At 67.0% G+C, this 15,984-nt stretch carries 16 protein-coding genes; 7 read left to right on the top strand and 9 right to left on the bottom strand.

The window, feature by feature from the left end; all coding sequences use genetic code 11:
* The first annotated feature begins 174 nt into the window (after window positions 1–174).
* Window positions 175–1,050, top strand: coding sequence for a gamma-glutamyl-gamma-aminobutyrate hydrolase family protein (locus tag HUK68_RS00670; RefSeq protein ID WP_175502457.1), 876 nt, complete (start codon window positions 175–177; stop codon window positions 1,048–1,050).
* 71 nt (window positions 1,051–1,121) lie between these two features.
* Here the strand turns inward: HUK68_RS00670 and HUK68_RS00665 are convergent, their stop codons facing one another.
* The 5 genes from HUK68_RS00665 to HUK68_RS00645 form a co-directional block, all read right to left on the bottom strand.
* Complete coding sequence (locus HUK68_RS00665; RefSeq protein ID WP_175502456.1) at window positions 1,122–1,592, bottom strand: FKBP-type peptidyl-prolyl cis-trans isomerase; 471 nt, start codon at window positions 1,590–1,592, stop codon at window positions 1,122–1,124.
* 80 nt (window positions 1,593–1,672) lie between these two features.
* Window positions 1,673–2,728, bottom strand: coding sequence for a pirin family protein (locus HUK68_RS00660; protein ID WP_175502455.1), 1,056 nt, complete (start codon window positions 2,726–2,728; stop codon window positions 1,673–1,675).
* A 158-nt stretch (window positions 2,729–2,886) separates the two neighbouring features.
* Complete coding sequence (locus tag HUK68_RS00655; RefSeq protein WP_175502454.1) at window positions 2,887–3,591, bottom strand: glutathione S-transferase N-terminal domain-containing protein; 705 nt, start codon at window positions 3,589–3,591, stop codon at window positions 2,887–2,889.
* Between the two features lie 101 nt (window positions 3,592–3,692).
* A complete protein-coding gene (locus HUK68_RS00650) occupies window positions 3,693–4,229 on the bottom strand; it encodes a DUF1439 domain-containing protein (protein ID WP_244146222.1) in 537 nt (178 codons plus the stop codon).
* Window positions 4,230–4,405: 176 nt separating this feature from the next.
* Window positions 4,406–5,371 (bottom strand): Bug family tripartite tricarboxylate transporter substrate binding protein, encoded by a 966-nt coding sequence (locus HUK68_RS00645; protein WP_175502453.1) that lies wholly within the window; start codon window positions 5,369–5,371, stop codon window positions 4,406–4,408.
* A gap of 360 nt (window positions 5,372–5,731) precedes the next feature.
* Here HUK68_RS00645 and HUK68_RS00640 point away from each other — a divergent pair, with 360 nt between their 5' ends.
* Entirely contained in the window at window positions 5,732–6,817 is a 1,086-nt protein-coding gene (locus HUK68_RS00640; RefSeq protein ID WP_175502452.1) for a porin, read from the top strand.
* Window positions 6,818–6,916: 99 nt separating this feature from the next.
* Window positions 6,917–7,543: a DUF924 family protein gene (locus HUK68_RS00635; protein ID WP_175502451.1), complete on the top strand. Its 627-nt coding sequence runs from the start codon at window positions 6,917–6,919 to the stop codon at window positions 7,541–7,543.
* A gap of 3 nt (window positions 7,544–7,546) precedes the next feature.
* Here HUK68_RS00635 and HUK68_RS00630 read toward each other — a convergent pair whose 3' ends face one another.
* Entirely contained in the window at window positions 7,547–8,638 is a 1,092-nt protein-coding gene (locus HUK68_RS00630; RefSeq protein ID WP_175502450.1) for an acyltransferase family protein, read from the bottom strand.
* A gap of 145 nt (window positions 8,639–8,783) precedes the next feature.
* Between HUK68_RS00630 and HUK68_RS00625 the strand changes: the two genes are divergently transcribed.
* Window positions 8,784–8,981, top strand: coding sequence for a hypothetical protein (locus HUK68_RS00625; RefSeq protein WP_175502449.1), 198 nt, complete (start codon window positions 8,784–8,786; stop codon window positions 8,979–8,981).
* Between the two features lie 181 nt (window positions 8,982–9,162).
* Here the strand turns inward: HUK68_RS00625 and HUK68_RS00620 are convergent, their stop codons facing one another.
* The 3 genes from HUK68_RS00620 to HUK68_RS00610 form a co-directional block, all read right to left on the bottom strand.
* Entirely contained in the window at window positions 9,163–9,411 is a 249-nt protein-coding gene (locus tag HUK68_RS00620; RefSeq protein ID WP_175502448.1) for a hypothetical protein, read from the bottom strand.
* Between the two features lie 114 nt (window positions 9,412–9,525).
* Window positions 9,526–10,278 carry a tRNA-uridine aminocarboxypropyltransferase gene (locus HUK68_RS00615; protein WP_175502447.1) on the bottom strand — a complete coding sequence of 251 codons (753 nt, stop codon included), beginning with the start codon at window positions 10,276–10,278 and terminating at the stop codon, window positions 9,526–9,528.
* Complete coding sequence (locus tag HUK68_RS00610) at window positions 10,278–10,883, bottom strand: class I SAM-dependent methyltransferase (RefSeq protein WP_175502446.1); 606 nt, start codon at window positions 10,881–10,883, stop codon at window positions 10,278–10,280. Before HUK68_RS00610 ends, HUK68_RS00615 begins: the two co-directional genes overlap by 1 nt.
* Window positions 10,884–11,093: 210 nt before the next feature.
* On the opposite strand from HUK68_RS00610, the gene HUK68_RS00605 reads away from it, so the two are divergent.
* From HUK68_RS00605 to putP, 3 genes are all read left to right on the top strand, one after another.
* Window positions 11,094–11,657 carry a ferritin-like domain-containing protein gene (locus HUK68_RS00605; RefSeq protein WP_175502445.1) on the top strand — a complete coding sequence of 188 codons (564 nt, stop codon included), beginning with the start codon at window positions 11,094–11,096 and terminating at the stop codon, window positions 11,655–11,657.
* Window positions 11,658–11,780: 123 nt separating this feature from the next.
* Complete coding sequence (locus HUK68_RS00600; RefSeq protein WP_175505694.1) at window positions 11,781–14,216, top strand: penicillin-binding protein 1A; 2,436 nt, start codon at window positions 11,781–11,783, stop codon at window positions 14,214–14,216.
* A gap of 117 nt (window positions 14,217–14,333) precedes the next feature.
* Window positions 14,334–15,824 carry a sodium/proline symporter PutP gene (putP, locus tag HUK68_RS00595; RefSeq protein WP_175502444.1) on the top strand — a complete coding sequence of 497 codons (1,491 nt, stop codon included), beginning with the start codon at window positions 14,334–14,336 and terminating at the stop codon, window positions 15,822–15,824.
* Window positions 15,825–15,984 lie beyond the last annotated feature (160 nt).

Raw genomic sequence — 15,984 nt, 5'->3', positions numbered from 1 at the left:
TTTGGCTGATTGGTCCGGTACCCATCCTAGCCCAAAAAGCGCGCGCGTCATTGCCCTGACATCGCGTAATGGTTGGACACGCAACCTCGGTTGGCCTACACGCAAGCAGCCCGGGCCGCAAGCATAATCCCAACCATCCGCAGCGAACCGGCGCCCTGCGCCCGCCACCCCGCCATGTCCCTGCCCGCATCGCGACGCCTCAAGATCGGCCTGTCGGCCTGCTTTTCCCACGCCGACCCCGACCGCTCCCTGTTCACCGGCAAGACCCTGCAATACGTCGAGCAGTCGATCGCCCACTGGATCATGTCGGCGGGTGCGATGGTGGTCATGGTGCCCTGCCCCACGGGCGAGACCGCGCGCGGCGACGTGACGCTCGCGCATTACGCCGACTGGCTCGACGGCGTGGTCATGCATGGCGGCGCCGATGTCTGGCCCGGCAGCTATGGCGAGGAGCCGCTGCGCCCCGAATGGCTTGGAGACCGCGTGCGCGACCTGTACGACCTGGCGCTGGTCGAGGCCTTCTCGCAGGCCGGCAAGCCGATCTTCGGCGTCTGCCGCGGGCTGCAACTGATCAACGTGGCGTTTGGCGGCACGCTCTACCAGGACCTGCTGACCCAGGTGCCGGGCGCGCAGGTGCACCGCGATGCCAAGCAATACGACCGCCATGCGCATGACATCGCGCTGGTGTCCGGCTCACGCCTGTCCCAGCTCTACCCGGGCCAGCTGCGCGCACGCGTCAACAGCATCCACCACCAGGGCATCAAGCAGATCGCGCCGAATTTCGAGGTCGAGGCCTGGAGCATTCCCGACCATATCCCCGAAGCCATCCGCCGCGCCCCGCGCCCGGGCGGCGGCTACATCGCGGCCACGCAGTGGCATCCGGAATTCCGCAGCGAGGACGGCAGCACGCTGGACGACTCGGCGCTGCTGGACGACTTCCTGCAGGCCTGCAGCCGCACGCGCACCTTCCCGTTTCCGGGCCACAGCCCGTTCCAGATCCGGGACCGGGCCGCGCGCTTGCTCAAAAGAGCCTTGCTGCGCAGGAGATAACCCCCCACGCTCCCTCACTTCGTGGGGTCGCTGCCTCTATCCCGGCCCCCAAGGGGAGGCACGCCCGCAAATCAATGATGGTGGCCATGGCCGCCATGCACATGGCGGTGGGCGATTTCCTCGGAGGTCGCGGCGCGCACCTCGGTGACCTTGCAGCTGAAGCGCAGCGCGAGACCGGCCAGCGGATGGTTGCCGTCCAGCAGCACCACCGGACCCTTGATCTTCATCACGTGGTAGATCTGTGGCTGGCCCTGGTCATCGGTGCCGCGCAGCTGGCCGCCAACCTTGACGCCTGGCGGGAACTCGGCCTTGGGGATGGTGCGCTGCAGGCTTTCGTCGCGCGCGCCGAACGCGTCCTCGACGGCCAGGTCCACGGTCAGCGCGTCGCCCACGGACTTGCCTTCGAGCGCTTCTTCGACCTTGGCAAACAGGTTGTCATAGCCGCCATGCAGATAGGCCACATCGCCGTCGTCGAGGCGCTTGCCCTGGGGATCGGTGATGGTGTAGTGGATGGTGACCGCAGTGTCTTTGCTGATGTTCATGAATAAGTGTCCGTTCAAGGGCTGCGTCCAGCCCGGCGCCTGAATTGTCCCCGATTGCGGCGCCGTCTGGACGGCCCTGGTCAGTTCCCGTTGCCGCTGGGAGGAACTTCATCCTCGCTCTGGCCCGGATACCGCGCGAACCGGCGTGGCGTATTGCCATGCACCGGGTCCTGCTCGGGCCAGGGCCAGCCGCCGAACTGGGTGCTGCGGTAGTCCTGCAGCGCCTGCATGATCTCCTGCTCGGTATTCATCACGAACGGGCCGTAGCGCGCCACCGGCTCGTTCAGCGGCTGGCCCTGCAGCAGCAGGCATTCGACCGGCGTGCTGCCGGTGTTCGCCAGCTGCCAGTCCTGGCCCGCGACGATTTCCAGCGCCGCATGCCGGTCCGCCAGCGCATTGCCGATCTGCAGTTGCTCGCCGCCAAAGAAGTACAGCATGCGGCGCGTGCCCTTGCCACGCGCCGCCGGCAGCGTCCAGGTCGCGCCGGGTTCAAGCAGCAGCGTCCAGATCGCCAGGTCCGATGCGTCCTTTGCCGCCCAGGATTCGGGCGGCGGCGGCAGCGCGGCAGCGGCGCCTTCGAGCGCGCCGGCCACCACCGTGACCGTCGTGCACTTGCCGCCCGCGTCGGTGTGCACCAGGCGCGGAATGCGCTCGTCCCAGAACATGGTGAAGTGCGGCGCCACCATCTTCGAGGCCGCGGGCAGGTTCAGCCAGATCTGGAACAGTTCCAGCGGATTGGGCTGGTCGGTATTGAGCAGCGGGAACATTTCCGAGTGCACCACGCCCTTGCCGGCCGTGAGCCACTGCACGTCGCCGCGGCCGAAGCGCGCGGCCGCGCCCAGCGAATCGGAATGGTCGATCAGTCCCTTGCGCACCAGCGTCACGGTCTCGAAGCCGCGGTGCGGGTGGCCTGGGAAACCGGGCACGCTGTCGCCGTGGTACATGCTCCAGCCGTCCTTGCGGCTGAAGTCGCTGCCCATCTGCCGGCCTTCGAATTCCACCGACTGCACGCCCATGCGGCCGTCGCCGGCCGGGTAGCTGTCGTCATGGTGGGCACAGAACAGAAAGGGATCGAGCGTGGGCCATTGCGGGCCCAGGGGCTGGGCGCGCAGTACGGGTTGGGTGGCGGTGGTCATTGGCGGCTCCTTGCAATGGCCGGCCCAGGGCGCATGCGCCACGGGCCGAAACGAAAAAGATATGCCCATTAGATGCGACCATCCGCCGCAAAGAGAAGTTCCACGCGTGGGACGGTGTGTCGCGCCAGGCCGGTCGCGGCAGGTCTAGCCGCGCGGCGCTACCCGCGCGGCGGAATCTCCAACCCGCGCTGCACCGCCGGGCGCTGCTGCCATTTTTCCAGCACGCGGCGCAACTCGCCGAAGTTCTCCCAGCCAACGATGTCGGCGGCCCCATAGAAGCCCACCAGGTTGCGCACCCAGGGCAGGATGGCGATGTCGGCAATGGTGTAGTCGCGGCCCATGATCCAGTCGCGGCCTTCGAGGCGCTGGTCCAGCACCTTCAGCAGGCGCTGCGCCTCGGCCACGTAGCGGTCGCGCGGGCGCTTGTCCTCGTAGTCCTTGCCGGCAAAGCGGTGGAAGAAGCCGAGTTGGCCGAACATCGGGCCGACGCCCCCCATCTGGAACATCAGCCACTGCAGCGTCTCGTAGCGCGCCACCGCGTCCAGCGGCATGAACTGCCCGGTCTTCTCCGCCAGGTAGACCAGGATCGCGCCCGACTCGAACAGCGCCAGCGGCTTGCCGCCCGGGCCATGCGGATCGAGGATCGCGGGAATCTTGTTGTTCGGGTTCAGCGACAGGAACGCGGGCGACAACTGGTCCTGCTGGTCGAAACGCACCGTATGCGCCTCGTACGGCAGGCCGGTCTCCTCGAGCATGATCGACACCTTGACGCCGTTGGGCGTGGGCAGCGAGTACAGCTGCAGGCGTTCCGGGTGTTGGGCCGGCCATTTGCGGGTGATGGGAAACTGGGACAGATCGGTCATGGACATCAAGGCAGGGTTGCTGTGGACAAACGACTGCCGCAGGCACGGCAGTCCCCGACGGCCAGTGCGTGGCGCCGGCCTTGCTGCATGGTACGCGCCCTTCAGCGTGGCTGCTGCGCCTTGCGCTCGAGCGCAATCTCCAGGCCCTGGGGCGTGACGCGCATCGCGCCGGGTTGCATGTCGAGCGCATCCATCAGCGCCAGGTCCTTTTCCTGCATCTGGTAGAGCACCAGATCACCCAGCGCCTGCTCGGCAATAGACGGGCCGTAGGTGTTGAGCATCTCGGTCAGGGCCGGCGGCAGGCCATCGAGCGCCAGGCTGTGGACCTTGACGCGCTGCGCGCGCACGGTGCGGTCCGACGCTTCATAGCGCAGCGCAAAGTCGGCTTCCATGCGGCCGTCGTAGCTCTGCTTGAGCACCGGCCCCGACAGCGTGGCCGTGAGCTGCGCCTTGAGCAGGTCGGAGGCCGGCAGCAGTTGCAGGCGCGGTGCCTGCAGCTGCATCTGCAGCAGCCCCGCCACTGGATAGGGGCGCGGGAAATGCGCGGCCACGGCCTGCTGCAGTTTTTCGGGCGACACCATCACATGGCGCGGCAGCGACTTGCCCGAACAGGCAGTGGACAGCAAGGCGGTGGACACCAGGGAACCCAGCAGAAAACAGCGGCGAAGCATGGCAGACAGACTTGTGAGAGATCAACAAAAGGCAACAAGGATAGCGCCTGCACGCGCAGGCCGCTGTCTGTGGCTTTTGGTGCGCCCCCTGCGCACAAAGTTCCCGCTGTCGGCCCGGCCCCGCGGTCCGGCGCCTCAGCCGGTCACTGGGGCGCGATCTTGGCCGCGCGTATCACCTCGCCCCAGCGCTTGACTTCCGACGCCAGCAGCGTTGCGGCCTCCTGCGGGGTACTCGACTGCGGATCGACATTCAGATCCTGCAGCTTCTTCTTCACGTCAGGCGAGTTCAGCGCGGCAACCACCACCTGGTTCAAGCGTGCGATCACTGCCGGCGGCGTCTTCGCGGGCGCGGCCAGGCCATTCCAGCTGCGCGCCACGTACCCAGGCAGGCCGGCTTCCTTGGTCGTCGGCACATCGGGCAGCACCGGCGCACGCCGGTCGCTGGTCACCGCAAGTGCGCGCAAGGCCTTGGACTGGATCTGCGTAAGCACGGGCGCGACGATTTCCACGGCGGCGTCGATCTGACCACCGCGCAGCGCCGTGACCACGGCCGGAGTGCCGTTGAACGGAACGATCTGCACCTCGGCGCCCGAGGCCGACTTGAACATTTCCGCCGTGAGATGCTGGGTGCTGCCGACATTGATCGAGCCCAGGTTCAACCGGCCCGGATTGGCCTTCGCGAACGCCAGCAGTTCGCCAAAGGTCTTGAAGCGTGAATTCGCCGCTGTGACCACGGCCAGATCGAAGTAGCCAATGGTCGATATCGGCGCGAAGTCCTGCAGCGTCTTGAACGGCAGGGTCTTGAACAGGCCTTCGCTCACGGCCGTGCCATTGGACATCAGCAGCAGCGTATGGCCGTCGGGCTCGGCCTTGGCCACGGAGTCGCCCGCGACGATGCCGCCCGCGCCCGGCTTGTTCTCGATCACCACGGCCTGGCCCAGGGACTCGGCCATCTTCTGCGCCACCACGCGTGCGGTCACATCGGCCACGCCGCCCGCCCCGAACGGCACCACGATGCGTACCGGCTTGGTGGGAAAGCTCTGGGCGATAGCCATGGGCGAGAGGAACGCGGCAGCCATCAGGGTGCCGAGGAGATGTTTGATTTTCATGGCGGTATGTGCAGTCGAAGAGGTTCTGCCAGGGGCCCGGGCCCTGCGCTGGCAAAGCACGCTTAGATATGCCAGAACCGCATATCTAGCGCACTGCATTATTGACCCTGCGCGTGCAGCATTGGGCAATTTCCAACAGGGGTAAACCCTAGGCTTCTCGCAACATCGCACCGCTTCCCCGAGGCATCCTCCGTCTTCATTCGGCATTTCTCCCTATGCAGATAGTCCAATGCCGACACCACAACAGATCAAAAACGCCATAGCCATATATCAGCTATGCCTTTCAAGCATAAGTCGTGACCAAAAACCCAAAGAAACTCGGCGCTGCGTTTTACCCACAATTACATCGAGGAGACACAAATGCACAAAATTTCAGCACTTGCCATCGCGGCTTTGAGCGCAAGCCTGCCCGCACTGGCACAGGCCCAGCAAGCTCCGGCGCAGAGCAGCCTCACCATCTATGGCATCGTGGACGTCGCCATGCGCTCCCAGACCGGCTTCACCGCAAGCTATGCGAACGCGCCAGACAACTCCAGGGTCATCAACAGCGGTGTGGGTCCCACCAGCCGCTGGGGACTGCGTGGCCAGGAAGACCTGGGCGGCGGCCTCAAGGCCACCTTCAACCTGGAATCCACGCTCGGCGTCGACACGGGCACTTCCGGCTCGGCCGCGGGCTTTTTTGATCGTGCAGCCATCGTCGGCCTGACCGGCAACTGGGGCGCGGTCACCGCGGGCCGCCAGAACACCTTGGTCGCGGACTCGGTGACGCTCATCGATGCGATCGGGCTGCGCTTTGCCTCCCTGAACCCCAACATCCAGGTCACAAGCCTGACCGGCCACCGCCTGGGCATCGAGTACGGCACGACCAACAGCACGGGCGCATCCAACCGCGTCAACAACTCGGTCAAATACTCGGGCACGTTTGGCGGCGTGACCGCGCGCGCAATGTACAGCTTCGGCGAGTCCGCGATATCGAGCCGGCGCCAGGAGTCCCGGGGCCTGGGCCTGAACTATGCAAACGGCGGCCTGGTGCTGGTCAGCGCCTATACCCAGTTCCAGGACGCCAACGGACTGGAGCTCGATGCGGCCAACATCGGCGCGGCGTGGAAGACCGGCGACCTGCGTCTCACGCTGAACTTCGGCCGCAACCAGGGCGACACCAGCACCACGGCGCAGACCACGAACAAGGTGCTGGCACTGGGCGGCACCTACCCTCTGACCCAGCAGCTCAGCCTCAACGGCGGCTACTACAAGGTGGACCGCGAGCGCACCGGCCTGAACAAGGATGGCTACACGCGCGTCATCGGTTTTGTCGACTACCAGCTGTCGCGCCGCAGCAGCCTCTACCTCGAACTCGACACCACGAAGTGGAAGGCCGGCTACCAGGGCGTGGGCAACAAGGACCGTTCAAACGGCATCAGCCTGGGCATCACGCACTTTTTCTGAAGACCGCAGCGGGGCCCGCCGGCGCTGGCGCCGGCGACCTACGCGGCTGCGCGTGGCGCAGCGGCACAATGAAACTTTGCCGCTTCCGGAACACTGTCCATGCCCCAAGCCCTGCCCACAGACCCGCGCATCGCCGAACTGTTCACCTACTGGTTCGGTGCTGCCGCCCCCACCGATGCCGATGCGCTCGCGCGCCAGGCGCTGTGGTTCACCAAATCGGCCGCCACCGATGCCGAGATCGGCTCGCGCTTCGGCCCGCTGGTCGAGCAGGCGCTGTCGGGCGCGCTCGACGGCTGGGCCGGCACGCCAAAGGGGCGCCTGGCGTTGATCCTGCTGCTGGACCAGTTCACGCGCAACCTGTTCCGCGGCACGCCAAAAAGCTTTGCCGGCGATGCGCAGGCGCTGCAACTGGCGCTGGACGGCATTCTCGAAGGCCACGACACCGACCCGGACGTGCCCAGCGTGGCACGCATCTTCTTCTACCTGCCGCTGGAGCATGCCGAAGACGGGCCGCTGCAGGCGCAGAGCGTGGGCCTGTTCGGCAAGCTGCACGAGTTGGCCACCCCTGACACGCGCAGCTTCTTTGCCGGCACGCTGGATTACGCGCACAAGCACCAGGACGTGATCACGCGCTTTGGCCGCTTTCCGCACCGCAATCCGATCCTGGGCCGGCCCAGCACGCCCGAGGAACAGGAATACCTGGCCCAGCCTGGCGCGGGGTTCTAGCCTTCAGCCGGCGGTGGCCGGCACGCGGCGCTCGTCGGGCGCGCGCTTGGGCCGGTCGCGCCAGCGCAGGGCCCAGCGTTCGATGGTGTAGAACGACAGTGCCGAAAGCGCAATCGAGATGGCCAGCCCGGCCACCACGACCACGGGCCAGGAATACTCGGCCCGCAGATAGCGCACCACCGGGTAATGCCACAGATAGACGCCATACGAGAGCCGGCCCAGTTGCACCAGCAGCGGCGCGCGCAGCATCTCGTAGACCAGGCCGCGCTGCTGCTGCACCGCCACCAGCAGCACCAGCGCCGCGCATTCGACCACCGTCAGGCCCCAGACCATCACCGCCTGGTTGTCCCATTCGAGGCGCATCAGCAGCGGAATTGCAAGCGGCAGCCACATCACGTGCGGCATGCGCTTTTGCAGCGCCTGGATCCACACCGGCTTCTCGATCACCAGCGCGGCCAGCAGGCTGCCTGCCAGCAGGCCCGAAGCGCGGGTATCGAAACGGAAGAAGATTTCATAGAAATGCTGGTCCTGGCCGACCCAGAACAGGCGCCACAGCGTGCTCAGCAGCCACAGCAGCAGCACGGGCCGCCACAGCTGCCCCGGCTGGACCTTGCGCAGCAGCAGCACCAACAGTGGCGGCCACACCAGATAGAAGTGTTCCTCGACCGATAGCGACCACATGTGCAGCAGCGTTTCGGGACTGTCGAAGAAGGCGATGCCGTAATCGGCGAGATAAAGCGCAGAAACCAGCGCGTCCTGGTGGACATCGTCCAGGTCGGGCCAGAGCAGCGGGGCAATCAGGACATAGGCCGCCAGGAACAGCAGCAGCGCCGGCATCAGCCGGAAGAAGCGCCGGCGGTAGAAGCGCCAGTAGTCCAGGCGGTCATTGCTCTGGAACTCCTGCAGCAGCAACGAGGTGATCAAAAACCCGCTGAGCACGAAGAACAGGTCGACGCCCAGGAACGCGCCCTCGAACATCGGCACATGGGCATGCGACAGCAGCACCAGCACGATGGCCACGCCGCGCAGCCCGTCAAGGGCTGGGTTGTAGCGCAGTTTGAAGTCTTGCAAAGCCAAACCCGGGGAACCTTTCATTCGACGGGCACGGCCCGGCTGACAACAGGGGAAAAGCAGATGCACGGCAGGCGTAGCCTGCGCACGCTCGGCCAGCACTGGCTCCATTCATCGGCAGCAGTGCGAACAACGGCACACGACGCAAAAGCGGGTGAATTGGACGCCTATGACCCAGGTCTTGCAGATGCTGCGGCCCGCCGGAAGCGGTGGCACAGCGTTGCGGCTGGTAGGCGCCGAGAAAGCTGAAAAAGATCAGCTGTGTTTCATTCTAACCACGGTTTCAGCTCAAGTCCGTGCTATGAAATTTAAAGGCAATCAAAAGGACCAACAAGGGAAAAAAGCCTACAGCGCCTGTAAGCAATAGTAGAAAGCTGGGTGCTTGCGGCGCGAGGGAAACGCCAAATGCTGCAGGCTCCGGGAGAGCCGGTGCAGCAGGACTTGTATCGAATGAAAAATGATGCAACGTGGCCTGGCAGCCACCGGCGCCGGCAGGTGCCGTGGGGCTTGGCGGCGCGGGCGGCTGCCGCTTTGCCGGGGCCCTGCGCTCAGCGCTTGACGATGGACCAGCCTGCGTGCTGGTTCTGCTTGTCGTTCTCGTAGTCCCAGATCGTGCCGCACTGGTCGCACTGGTAGCGCGTGACGGTCACCAGGCCCGAAGCGCGTTCTTCCTTGCGGTTGCCATGCTGCTGCAGCTCGACATGGCCAGGCGCGCGGCGCCAGTTGCGCTGGATGCCCGCGCAGGAGGCGCACAGTTCAGGCGATTGGTCGGACGTGGCGGAGCGGTTCTGGGTCATGGCGGTCGGGAGCGTAAGTGGCAGGTATCGGCGCGGCACACGAACACCGCAAGGGGCGTGATTGTGCCGCAAGCCCTGCGGCGCAGCATCCTGCAGGGTGAAAGCGCCTGGCGTTCAGGCTGCCGGCCGGGCCGCTGCCAGCGCCTGCAGCTGCCGGTGCGGCGCGCTTTCCAGGTCCGGCGGCAGCTGGTGCTTGGCCTGCAGGTAGTGGTGGGTGAACACGTCGAAATAGGCTTCGAGCGCCTGCGCCGCACGCGTGTCGCCACCCAGCTCCAGGCACAGCGCCGCGACCTCGGCGGTGCAGAAATGGTCGCCGCGGCGGGAGCGGCGCAGCTGGTAGCGCGACACCTGTTCGGCCAGCAGGCTCAGCACCGGAAAACGGTTCAGGTAGGGACTCTTGCGGAACATCTTGCGCGCTTCGGGCCAGGTCGCGTCCAGCAGCACGAACAGCGGGCGCCGGCCTGCGCGCGCCGCGGGCTCGACCGCATGCACCACGCGCGCCTGCTCCGCATACTCGCCGGGAAACACCACCAACGGCTGCCATTGCGGATCGTCCAGCAGCGCCAGCAGCGCCGGGTCGACCTCGGTACGCGACCAGCCGAACGCAAACGTGTCCTGCACCACATCCGCCACGAGCCAGCCGGTGTTGCTGGGCTTGAGCGGCTCGGTATCGGCCATCAGCAGGCAGACGCCAGCCTGCGTGGCCTGCGTGGGACGCAGCGCGCACAGGCAATGGCTCGGACGCAGCCGGCAACCCGCGCAGCGCTCGCCGCGCGGCCCGCCGCGCGCCAGGAAGGGCTTGACGCTGCGCGCCAGGCGTGCCGTGCGCAGCCGCGATACCGCGTGGGGCGGGGTGTGCTGGTCCATCAGCGGGCTGCGCATTCGAGCTCGAACAGCGGCACCTCGGCAGCGCGGCTCAGCCAGATGCCGCCGCCCAGCTCGATGAAGCCCTGCGACAGTCCACGCCGGTAGAGCGCCGCGCGGTGGCGGAACAGCCGCGGGTCGGTCAGCGTCTCGTCGAGGATGTCGCGCTCCCAATCCTCGTGCGATACCGCCTCGATATACAGGGCGCCGCGGCTCAGGCGGGAGAAATTGTGCAGTGCGTGCTTGAGGTCGGCAGCGCTCAGATAGGGCAGCACGCCCTGACAGATGACGAAGTCGAAGGGTTCATCGGCGCGGTAGTCGACCACCGATCCGCGCTCCCAGCCAAAGCGCTCGCACAGATAGGCGCTGTATTCGACGCCGTGGAACGTGGCGTCGGGGAAATGCCGCGCGATGATGTCGCGCCACAGTCCGATGCCGCAGCCGACGTCGAGCACGCGTTGTACCGGCACGCGCAGGTACTTGAGGTAGCTGCAGACGAAGTTGCCCAGGCGCTCCATGTGCTGGGGGTCGACCACGCTGGTCTTCTTGTCGAAGTAATAGCGCTCGTAGTACGCCTCGTCGAACCAACTGTCACTTGCAGATTTCACGCCCACTCCTTGCGCCATGGCGGCGCCTCTTCCCAAGCAGCCGAGTATCGCCCAGCACCCGGCCCTGGCGCCGGCCCCGGGTCTTTACGCTGCGCCCGGGCGGCTGCATCGCGCCTTTTTCACGGTTGGCCATGCGCGGTTTTCCCACACCCGGTGCGCCTGCCCCCGTCTACGCTCTAGAGACTCCCCTGCGGGGACGGAGAGACGGCCATGAAACACTCCAGAGCGCACCTCGATGCCGCTGCAGCGCGCGAGCGCCTGGCCCTGAACCAGGCTGGCCTCGAAGCCGCCAGGAGCGATCTGCAGACCGGCGCCGTGACCCCGCATTTCGGCCTCTGGCGCGAGGAAATCATTGCCCTGCTCAACGATGCGCTGGCCACCGAATGGGTCTGCGTGCTGCGCTACAGGCGCCACCATTTCACCGCCGTCGGGCTGGCGTCGCCCGCCATTGCCAGCGAGTTCATGGTGCATGCCAACGACGAGGCCCGTCACGCCGACCGGCTTGCGCGGCGCATCGTGCAGCTCGGCGGCGAGCCCGACTTCAACCCCGACACGCTGACCCAGCGCAGCCACGCCGCCTACAGCCCGGTGCGCGACCTGCAGGCCATGCTGCGCGCCAACCTGATTGCCGAGCGCGTGGCCGTCGAGGCCTACAGCCAGATGGTGGCCTTGATCGGCGACAAGGATCCGACCACGCGCCGGCTGCTGGAGTCCATCCTCGAACAGGAACAGCACCACGCCGAGCAACTAGCCGACTGGCTGGCGCCCGCATAACGCCACGCGGCACAGGGCCAAACGGCCGCTGCCAGAGGCAAGGCGGCGGCGCCTGAGCAGCTTCGGGCGTTTTCAGCCACACTGCGCGCTTTGGATTTTCAGCAGCCTGGCCTGCTCAGCACCGTGCGCTTTTCCGTGAATGACTTGAAGCTGCCCGCCCGCGTGGCGGCCGCATGGCAACATGCGCAGGCCCGGCCCTGGTTCCCGACGCGCGCGCGCCTTGCCGCGCTGCGCCGCCCCACGCGGCGCCAGTGGCTGTGGGGCCTGGCGGCGCTGCCCGCTCTGGGCTTGCTGTATGTGCTGGTGCTGATTCCCTTCACCCCGGGCATCCGCGACATCCGCAAGGCCCGGCTCGAGCAGCCGGCGCAGATCCTGAGCCAGGACGGCAAGGAACTGGCCGTGTTCAAGCGCAGCAACCGCGACTGGGTGGCGCTCGAACAGATCGCGCCGGCCGTGGTCAAGGCGCTGATTGCCACCGAGGACCACCGCTTCTACCAGCACCATGGGCTCGACTGGCGGCGTACGGCCTCGTCGCTGGTCTACACGCTGAGCGGCGACCGCCAGGGCGGCTCGACCATCACGCAGCAGCTCGCGCGCAACCTCTACCCCGAGGAAATCGGCCGCGCGCCGACGCTCACGCGCAAGCTCAAGGAAGCCATCACCGCGTTCAAGATCGAGGCGCTCTACTCCAAGGACGAAATCCTCGAGACCTACCTCAACACCGTTCCCTTCCTCTACAACGCCTATGGCATCGAGATGGCGGCGCGCACCTATTTCGACAAGCCGGCGAAGCAGTTGAACGTGATCGAATCGGCAACGCTGGTCGGCATGCTCAAGGGCACGAGCTACTACAACCCGGTACTCAATCCCGAGCGCTCGGTGGCGCGGCGCAACACCGTGCTGTCGCAGATGGTCAAACGCGACGAACTCGATGCCGCCACGTTCGAGCAGTTGAAGAAGCGCCCGCTGCGCATCGACTTCGAACGCCAGGAAGAACCGACGGGCCCGGCGCCGCATTTCACGCAGCAGCTGCGCAAATGGCTCATCGCCTGGGCCGACAGCAACGGCTACAACATCCACACCGACGGCCTGGTGGTGCACACCACGCTCGACATGCGGCTGCAGGCCTGGGCCACCCAGGCCGTGGCGCGCCAGGGCCGCACGCTGCAGGGCGTGGCCAATGCCGGCTGGAACCAGCGCGGCGGATGGAGTGCCGACAATCCGCTGGTCCAGATGCTGGTGCGCGAGTCGGCTGAATTCCGCAAGTCGAAGCTCGGCCCCGACGAGGCGCTGCAGGCCCTGCTCAAGGACCAGGCCTTCATGCGCCGGCTGCGCGCCGACAAGCTGCGGCCTGAAGCCGGCTTCCTGGCCGTGGACCCGGCCACGGGTGCGGTGCGGGCATGGGTCGGCAGCCGCGACTTCAGCCTGGACGGTTTCGACCACGTGCAGCAGGCGCGGCGCCAGCCAGGCTCGACCTTCAAGCCGTTTGTCTATGGCGCCGCGCTCCAGCAAGGCCTGCGCGCACAGGACCAGCGCCCCGACCAGGCGGTGGAAATCACGCTGGCCGGCGGCGAGGTCTGGCGCCCGGCCGATGCCGGCCCCCCGAGCGGCAGGGACATGACGCTGGCCGACGCGCTGGCCTATTCGAAGAACACCATCACCGCCGAGTTGATGCAGGAAGTCGGCGTGGGCCGGGTCGTGCAACTGGCGCGCGCGCTGGGCGTGCGCCAGAGCCCGCTGGAGCCGGTGCCGGCACTGGCGCTGGGCAGCAGCCCGGTCACGCTCAAGGAAATGGTCAGCGCCTATGGCACGCTGGCCAATGGCGGCAGCTATCACGAACCGATGTGGGTCACGCGCATCGAGAACCGCGACGGCGAGGTGCTCGCGGAATTCGCGCCGACGAAGGCCGAACAGGTGTTCGACGCGCGCCTCAGCTATGCGCTGGTCGACATGCTGCGCGGCGTGGTCGACAAGGGCACGGCGCGCGCCATCCGCCAGCAATACGGCATCCGCGCCGATGTCGCCGGCAAGACCGGCACCACGCAGAACAATGCCGACGGCTGGTTCATCCTGATGCATCCTGAACTGGTGGTGGGCGCCTGGGCCGGCTTCAACGACAGCCGCATCAACCTGCGCAACGAGCAATGGGGCCAGGGTGCGCGCAGCGCGCTGCCGATTGTCGGCGACTTCACGGCGCGCGCGCTGCGCGCACGCGTGATCGACGCCAAGGCGAAGTTCACCGAACCCGTGGAAAACCACTGGTGGAGCGGCCTGGGCGCAGCATTGCAAAGCCGCTGGAACGACTGGTGGGCACCGGCACCGCCCATCCCAGGCGATACGCCGAAGCTGCGGCCCCAGCCCCGTCCCGACGCCGCGCCGGCGCAACCCGAGCCCGAACCGGCTCCCGAGCCGCCGCAGCGCATCACCGTGGTGCCGGCCACCGGCCTGCCCATGCCGGGCGAAGCCATCGAGGAAAGCACGCCGCTGCTGCCGCTCACGCGCGGCAGCCTGTACTCGGTGCCGGCCGACGCGCCCGCCGAAGCCTGGACCGCGCCCTAGGCGCAGCGCCTCGGCAGGGCGCGCAGCCGTCTGGCTTGCGCCCGGCCCCGGCCCTGGCTCGCGCGCGGCAGGCGGGTGCCCACAATCGGGCAATCCCCCGCCCTGTCCGGAGATGCCATGAGCGCGAACCTGCCCACGACCGTCACCTTTGCCATCTATCTGCTGGCCATGCTGCTGATCGGCTGGTTCGGCTGGCGCGCCACTGCCAACCTGTCGGATTACATCCTCGGCGGCCGCAGCCTGGGAAGCGTGGTCACGGCGCTGTCCGCGGGCGCCTCCGACATGAGCGGCTGGCTGCTGATGGGCCTGCCGGGCGCGGTGTTCGTGTCGGGGCTGTCGGCGTCGTGGATTGCCATCGGCCTGTGCGTCGGCGCGTGGTGCAACTGGCGCTTTGTCGCGGCGCGCCTGCGCGTCTATACCGAGAAGGTCGGCAACGCGCTGACCCTGCCCGACTACTTCACCAACCGCTTCGAGGACCGCAGCCAGCTGCTGCGCATCGTCACGGCTCTGGTGATCCTGGTGTTCTTCACCATCTACTGCGCGTCGGGCGTGGTCGCGGGCGCGCGGCTGTTCGAGAGCATGTTCGGCATGGACTACCGCCTGGCGCTATGGGTTGGTGCGTTTGCCACCATGGCCTATGTACTGGTCGGCGGCTTCCTGGCCGTGAGCTGGACCGATACCCTGCAGGCCTCGCTGATGATCACCGCGCTGATTCTCGCGCCCCTGATGGTGATCCATGCCGATGGCGGCGTGGCCGCAAGCAGCGCGGTCATCGAGCGCACACGTCCGGGCGCGTTCGACATGATCGCCTCGCTCGACACCGTTGCCATCGTGTCGTTGCTGGCCTGGGGCCTGGGCTACTTCGGCCAGCCGCACATCCTGGTGCGCTTCATGGCCGCCGAGTCGGTCCGGCGCATTCCCACGGCGCGGCGCATCGGCATGAGCTGGATGGTGCTGTGCCTGGGAGGTGCGGTGGCCGTGGGGTTCTTCGGCATTGCGTTCTTCGGCCAGCGCCCCGAACTGGCTGCCAATGTGGCCGGCAACGCCGAAACCGTGTTCCTCGAAGTCGCCAAGCTGCTGTTCAACCCCTGGATCAGCGGCATGCTGCTGGCCGCCATGCTGGCCGCGATCATGAGCACCCTGTCCTGCCAGTTGCTGGTCTGCGCCAGCGCGCTGACCCAGGACCTGTACAAGGCCTTCCTGCGCCGCGATGCAGGCCAGCGCGAACTGGTCTGGTTCGGCCGTGCCATGGTGCTGGCCGTGACCCTCATCGCCATCCTCATCGCCCAGGACCCGGACAGCCGCGTGCTGGGCATGGTCAGCTACGCCTGGGCCGGCTTTGGCGCGGCCTTCGGCCCGCTGGTGCTGCTGAGCCTGGTCTGGCCGCGCATGACGCGCAACGGCGCGCTTGCCGGCATGGTGGTGGGCGCGCTCACGGTGCTCGTGTGGCGGCACTACCACTGGTTCGGGCTCTATGAACTGGTGCCCGGCTTTGCCTTCGCCACGCTGGCCATCGCCGCCGTGAGCCTGCTGGACAAGCCGCCGTCGGCGCGGCAACGGGAACTCCATGCGGAAGTGGACCGGGAGATCGCGCAGCTTGGCAGCTGAAAGGGTCCCGTTGACAAGCGGCTGTTCAAAAACCGGTCGTGCCGAGCTTGTCTAAGCAGGGCCGGGTTCAAAACCGTTCGTGCTGAGCCTGTCGAAGCATGGACGGCCAGACCTCTAGCGCACCCGGCTCACTCCGGCATCGACCGTACCAAACACCGTC

The organism is Comamonas antarctica (assembly GCF_013363755.1).
GTDB classification, from domain to species: domain Bacteria; phylum Pseudomonadota; class Gammaproteobacteria; order Burkholderiales; family Burkholderiaceae_C; genus Comamonas; species Comamonas antarctica.
The sequence above is the reverse complement of the archived record's forward strand: the minus strand, read 5'-3'. Positions and strand labels throughout refer to the sequence as shown.

Excerpts from the sequence above, each read along its gene's own strand:
- HUK68_RS00605 (WP_175502445.1), top strand. The coding sequence starts at position 11,094 with ATGAAACACTCCAGAGCGCACCTCGATGCCGCTGCAGCGCGCGAGCGC.
- HUK68_RS00635 (WP_175502451.1), top strand. The coding sequence starts at position 6,917 with ATGCCCCAAGCCCTGCCCACAGACCCGCGCATCGCCGAACTGTTCACC.
- HUK68_RS00670 (WP_175502457.1), top strand. The coding sequence starts at position 175 with ATGTCCCTGCCCGCATCGCGACGCCTCAAGATCGGCCTGTCGGCCTGC.
- HUK68_RS00655 (WP_175502454.1), bottom strand. The coding sequence starts at position 3,591 with ATGACCGATCTGTCCCAGTTTCCCATCACCCGCAAATGGCCGGCCCAA.
- putP (WP_175502444.1), top strand. The coding sequence starts at position 14,334 with ATGAGCGCGAACCTGCCCACGACCGTCACCTTTGCCATCTATCTGCTG.
- HUK68_RS00630 (WP_175502450.1), bottom strand. The coding sequence starts at position 8,638 with ATGAAAGGTTCCCCGGGTTTGGCTTTGCAAGACTTCAAACTGCGCTAC.
- HUK68_RS00640 (WP_175502452.1), top strand. The coding sequence starts at position 5,732 with ATGCACAAAATTTCAGCACTTGCCATCGCGGCTTTGAGCGCAAGCCTG.
- HUK68_RS00615 (WP_175502447.1), bottom strand. The coding sequence starts at position 10,278 with ATGGACCAGCACACCCCGCCCCACGCGGTATCGCGGCTGCGCACGGCA.
- HUK68_RS00625 (WP_175502449.1), top strand. The coding sequence starts at position 8,784 with ATGACCCAGGTCTTGCAGATGCTGCGGCCCGCCGGAAGCGGTGGCACA.
- HUK68_RS00620 (WP_175502448.1), bottom strand. The coding sequence starts at position 9,411 with ATGACCCAGAACCGCTCCGCCACGTCCGACCAATCGCCTGAACTGTGC.
- HUK68_RS00660 (WP_175502455.1), bottom strand. The coding sequence starts at position 2,728 with ATGACCACCGCCACCCAACCCGTACTGCGCGCCCAGCCCCTGGGCCCG.
- HUK68_RS00665 (WP_175502456.1), bottom strand. The coding sequence starts at position 1,592 with ATGAACATCAGCAAAGACACTGCGGTCACCATCCACTACACCATCACC.
- HUK68_RS00645 (WP_175502453.1), bottom strand. The coding sequence starts at position 5,371 with ATGAAAATCAAACATCTCCTCGGCACCCTGATGGCTGCCGCGTTCCTC.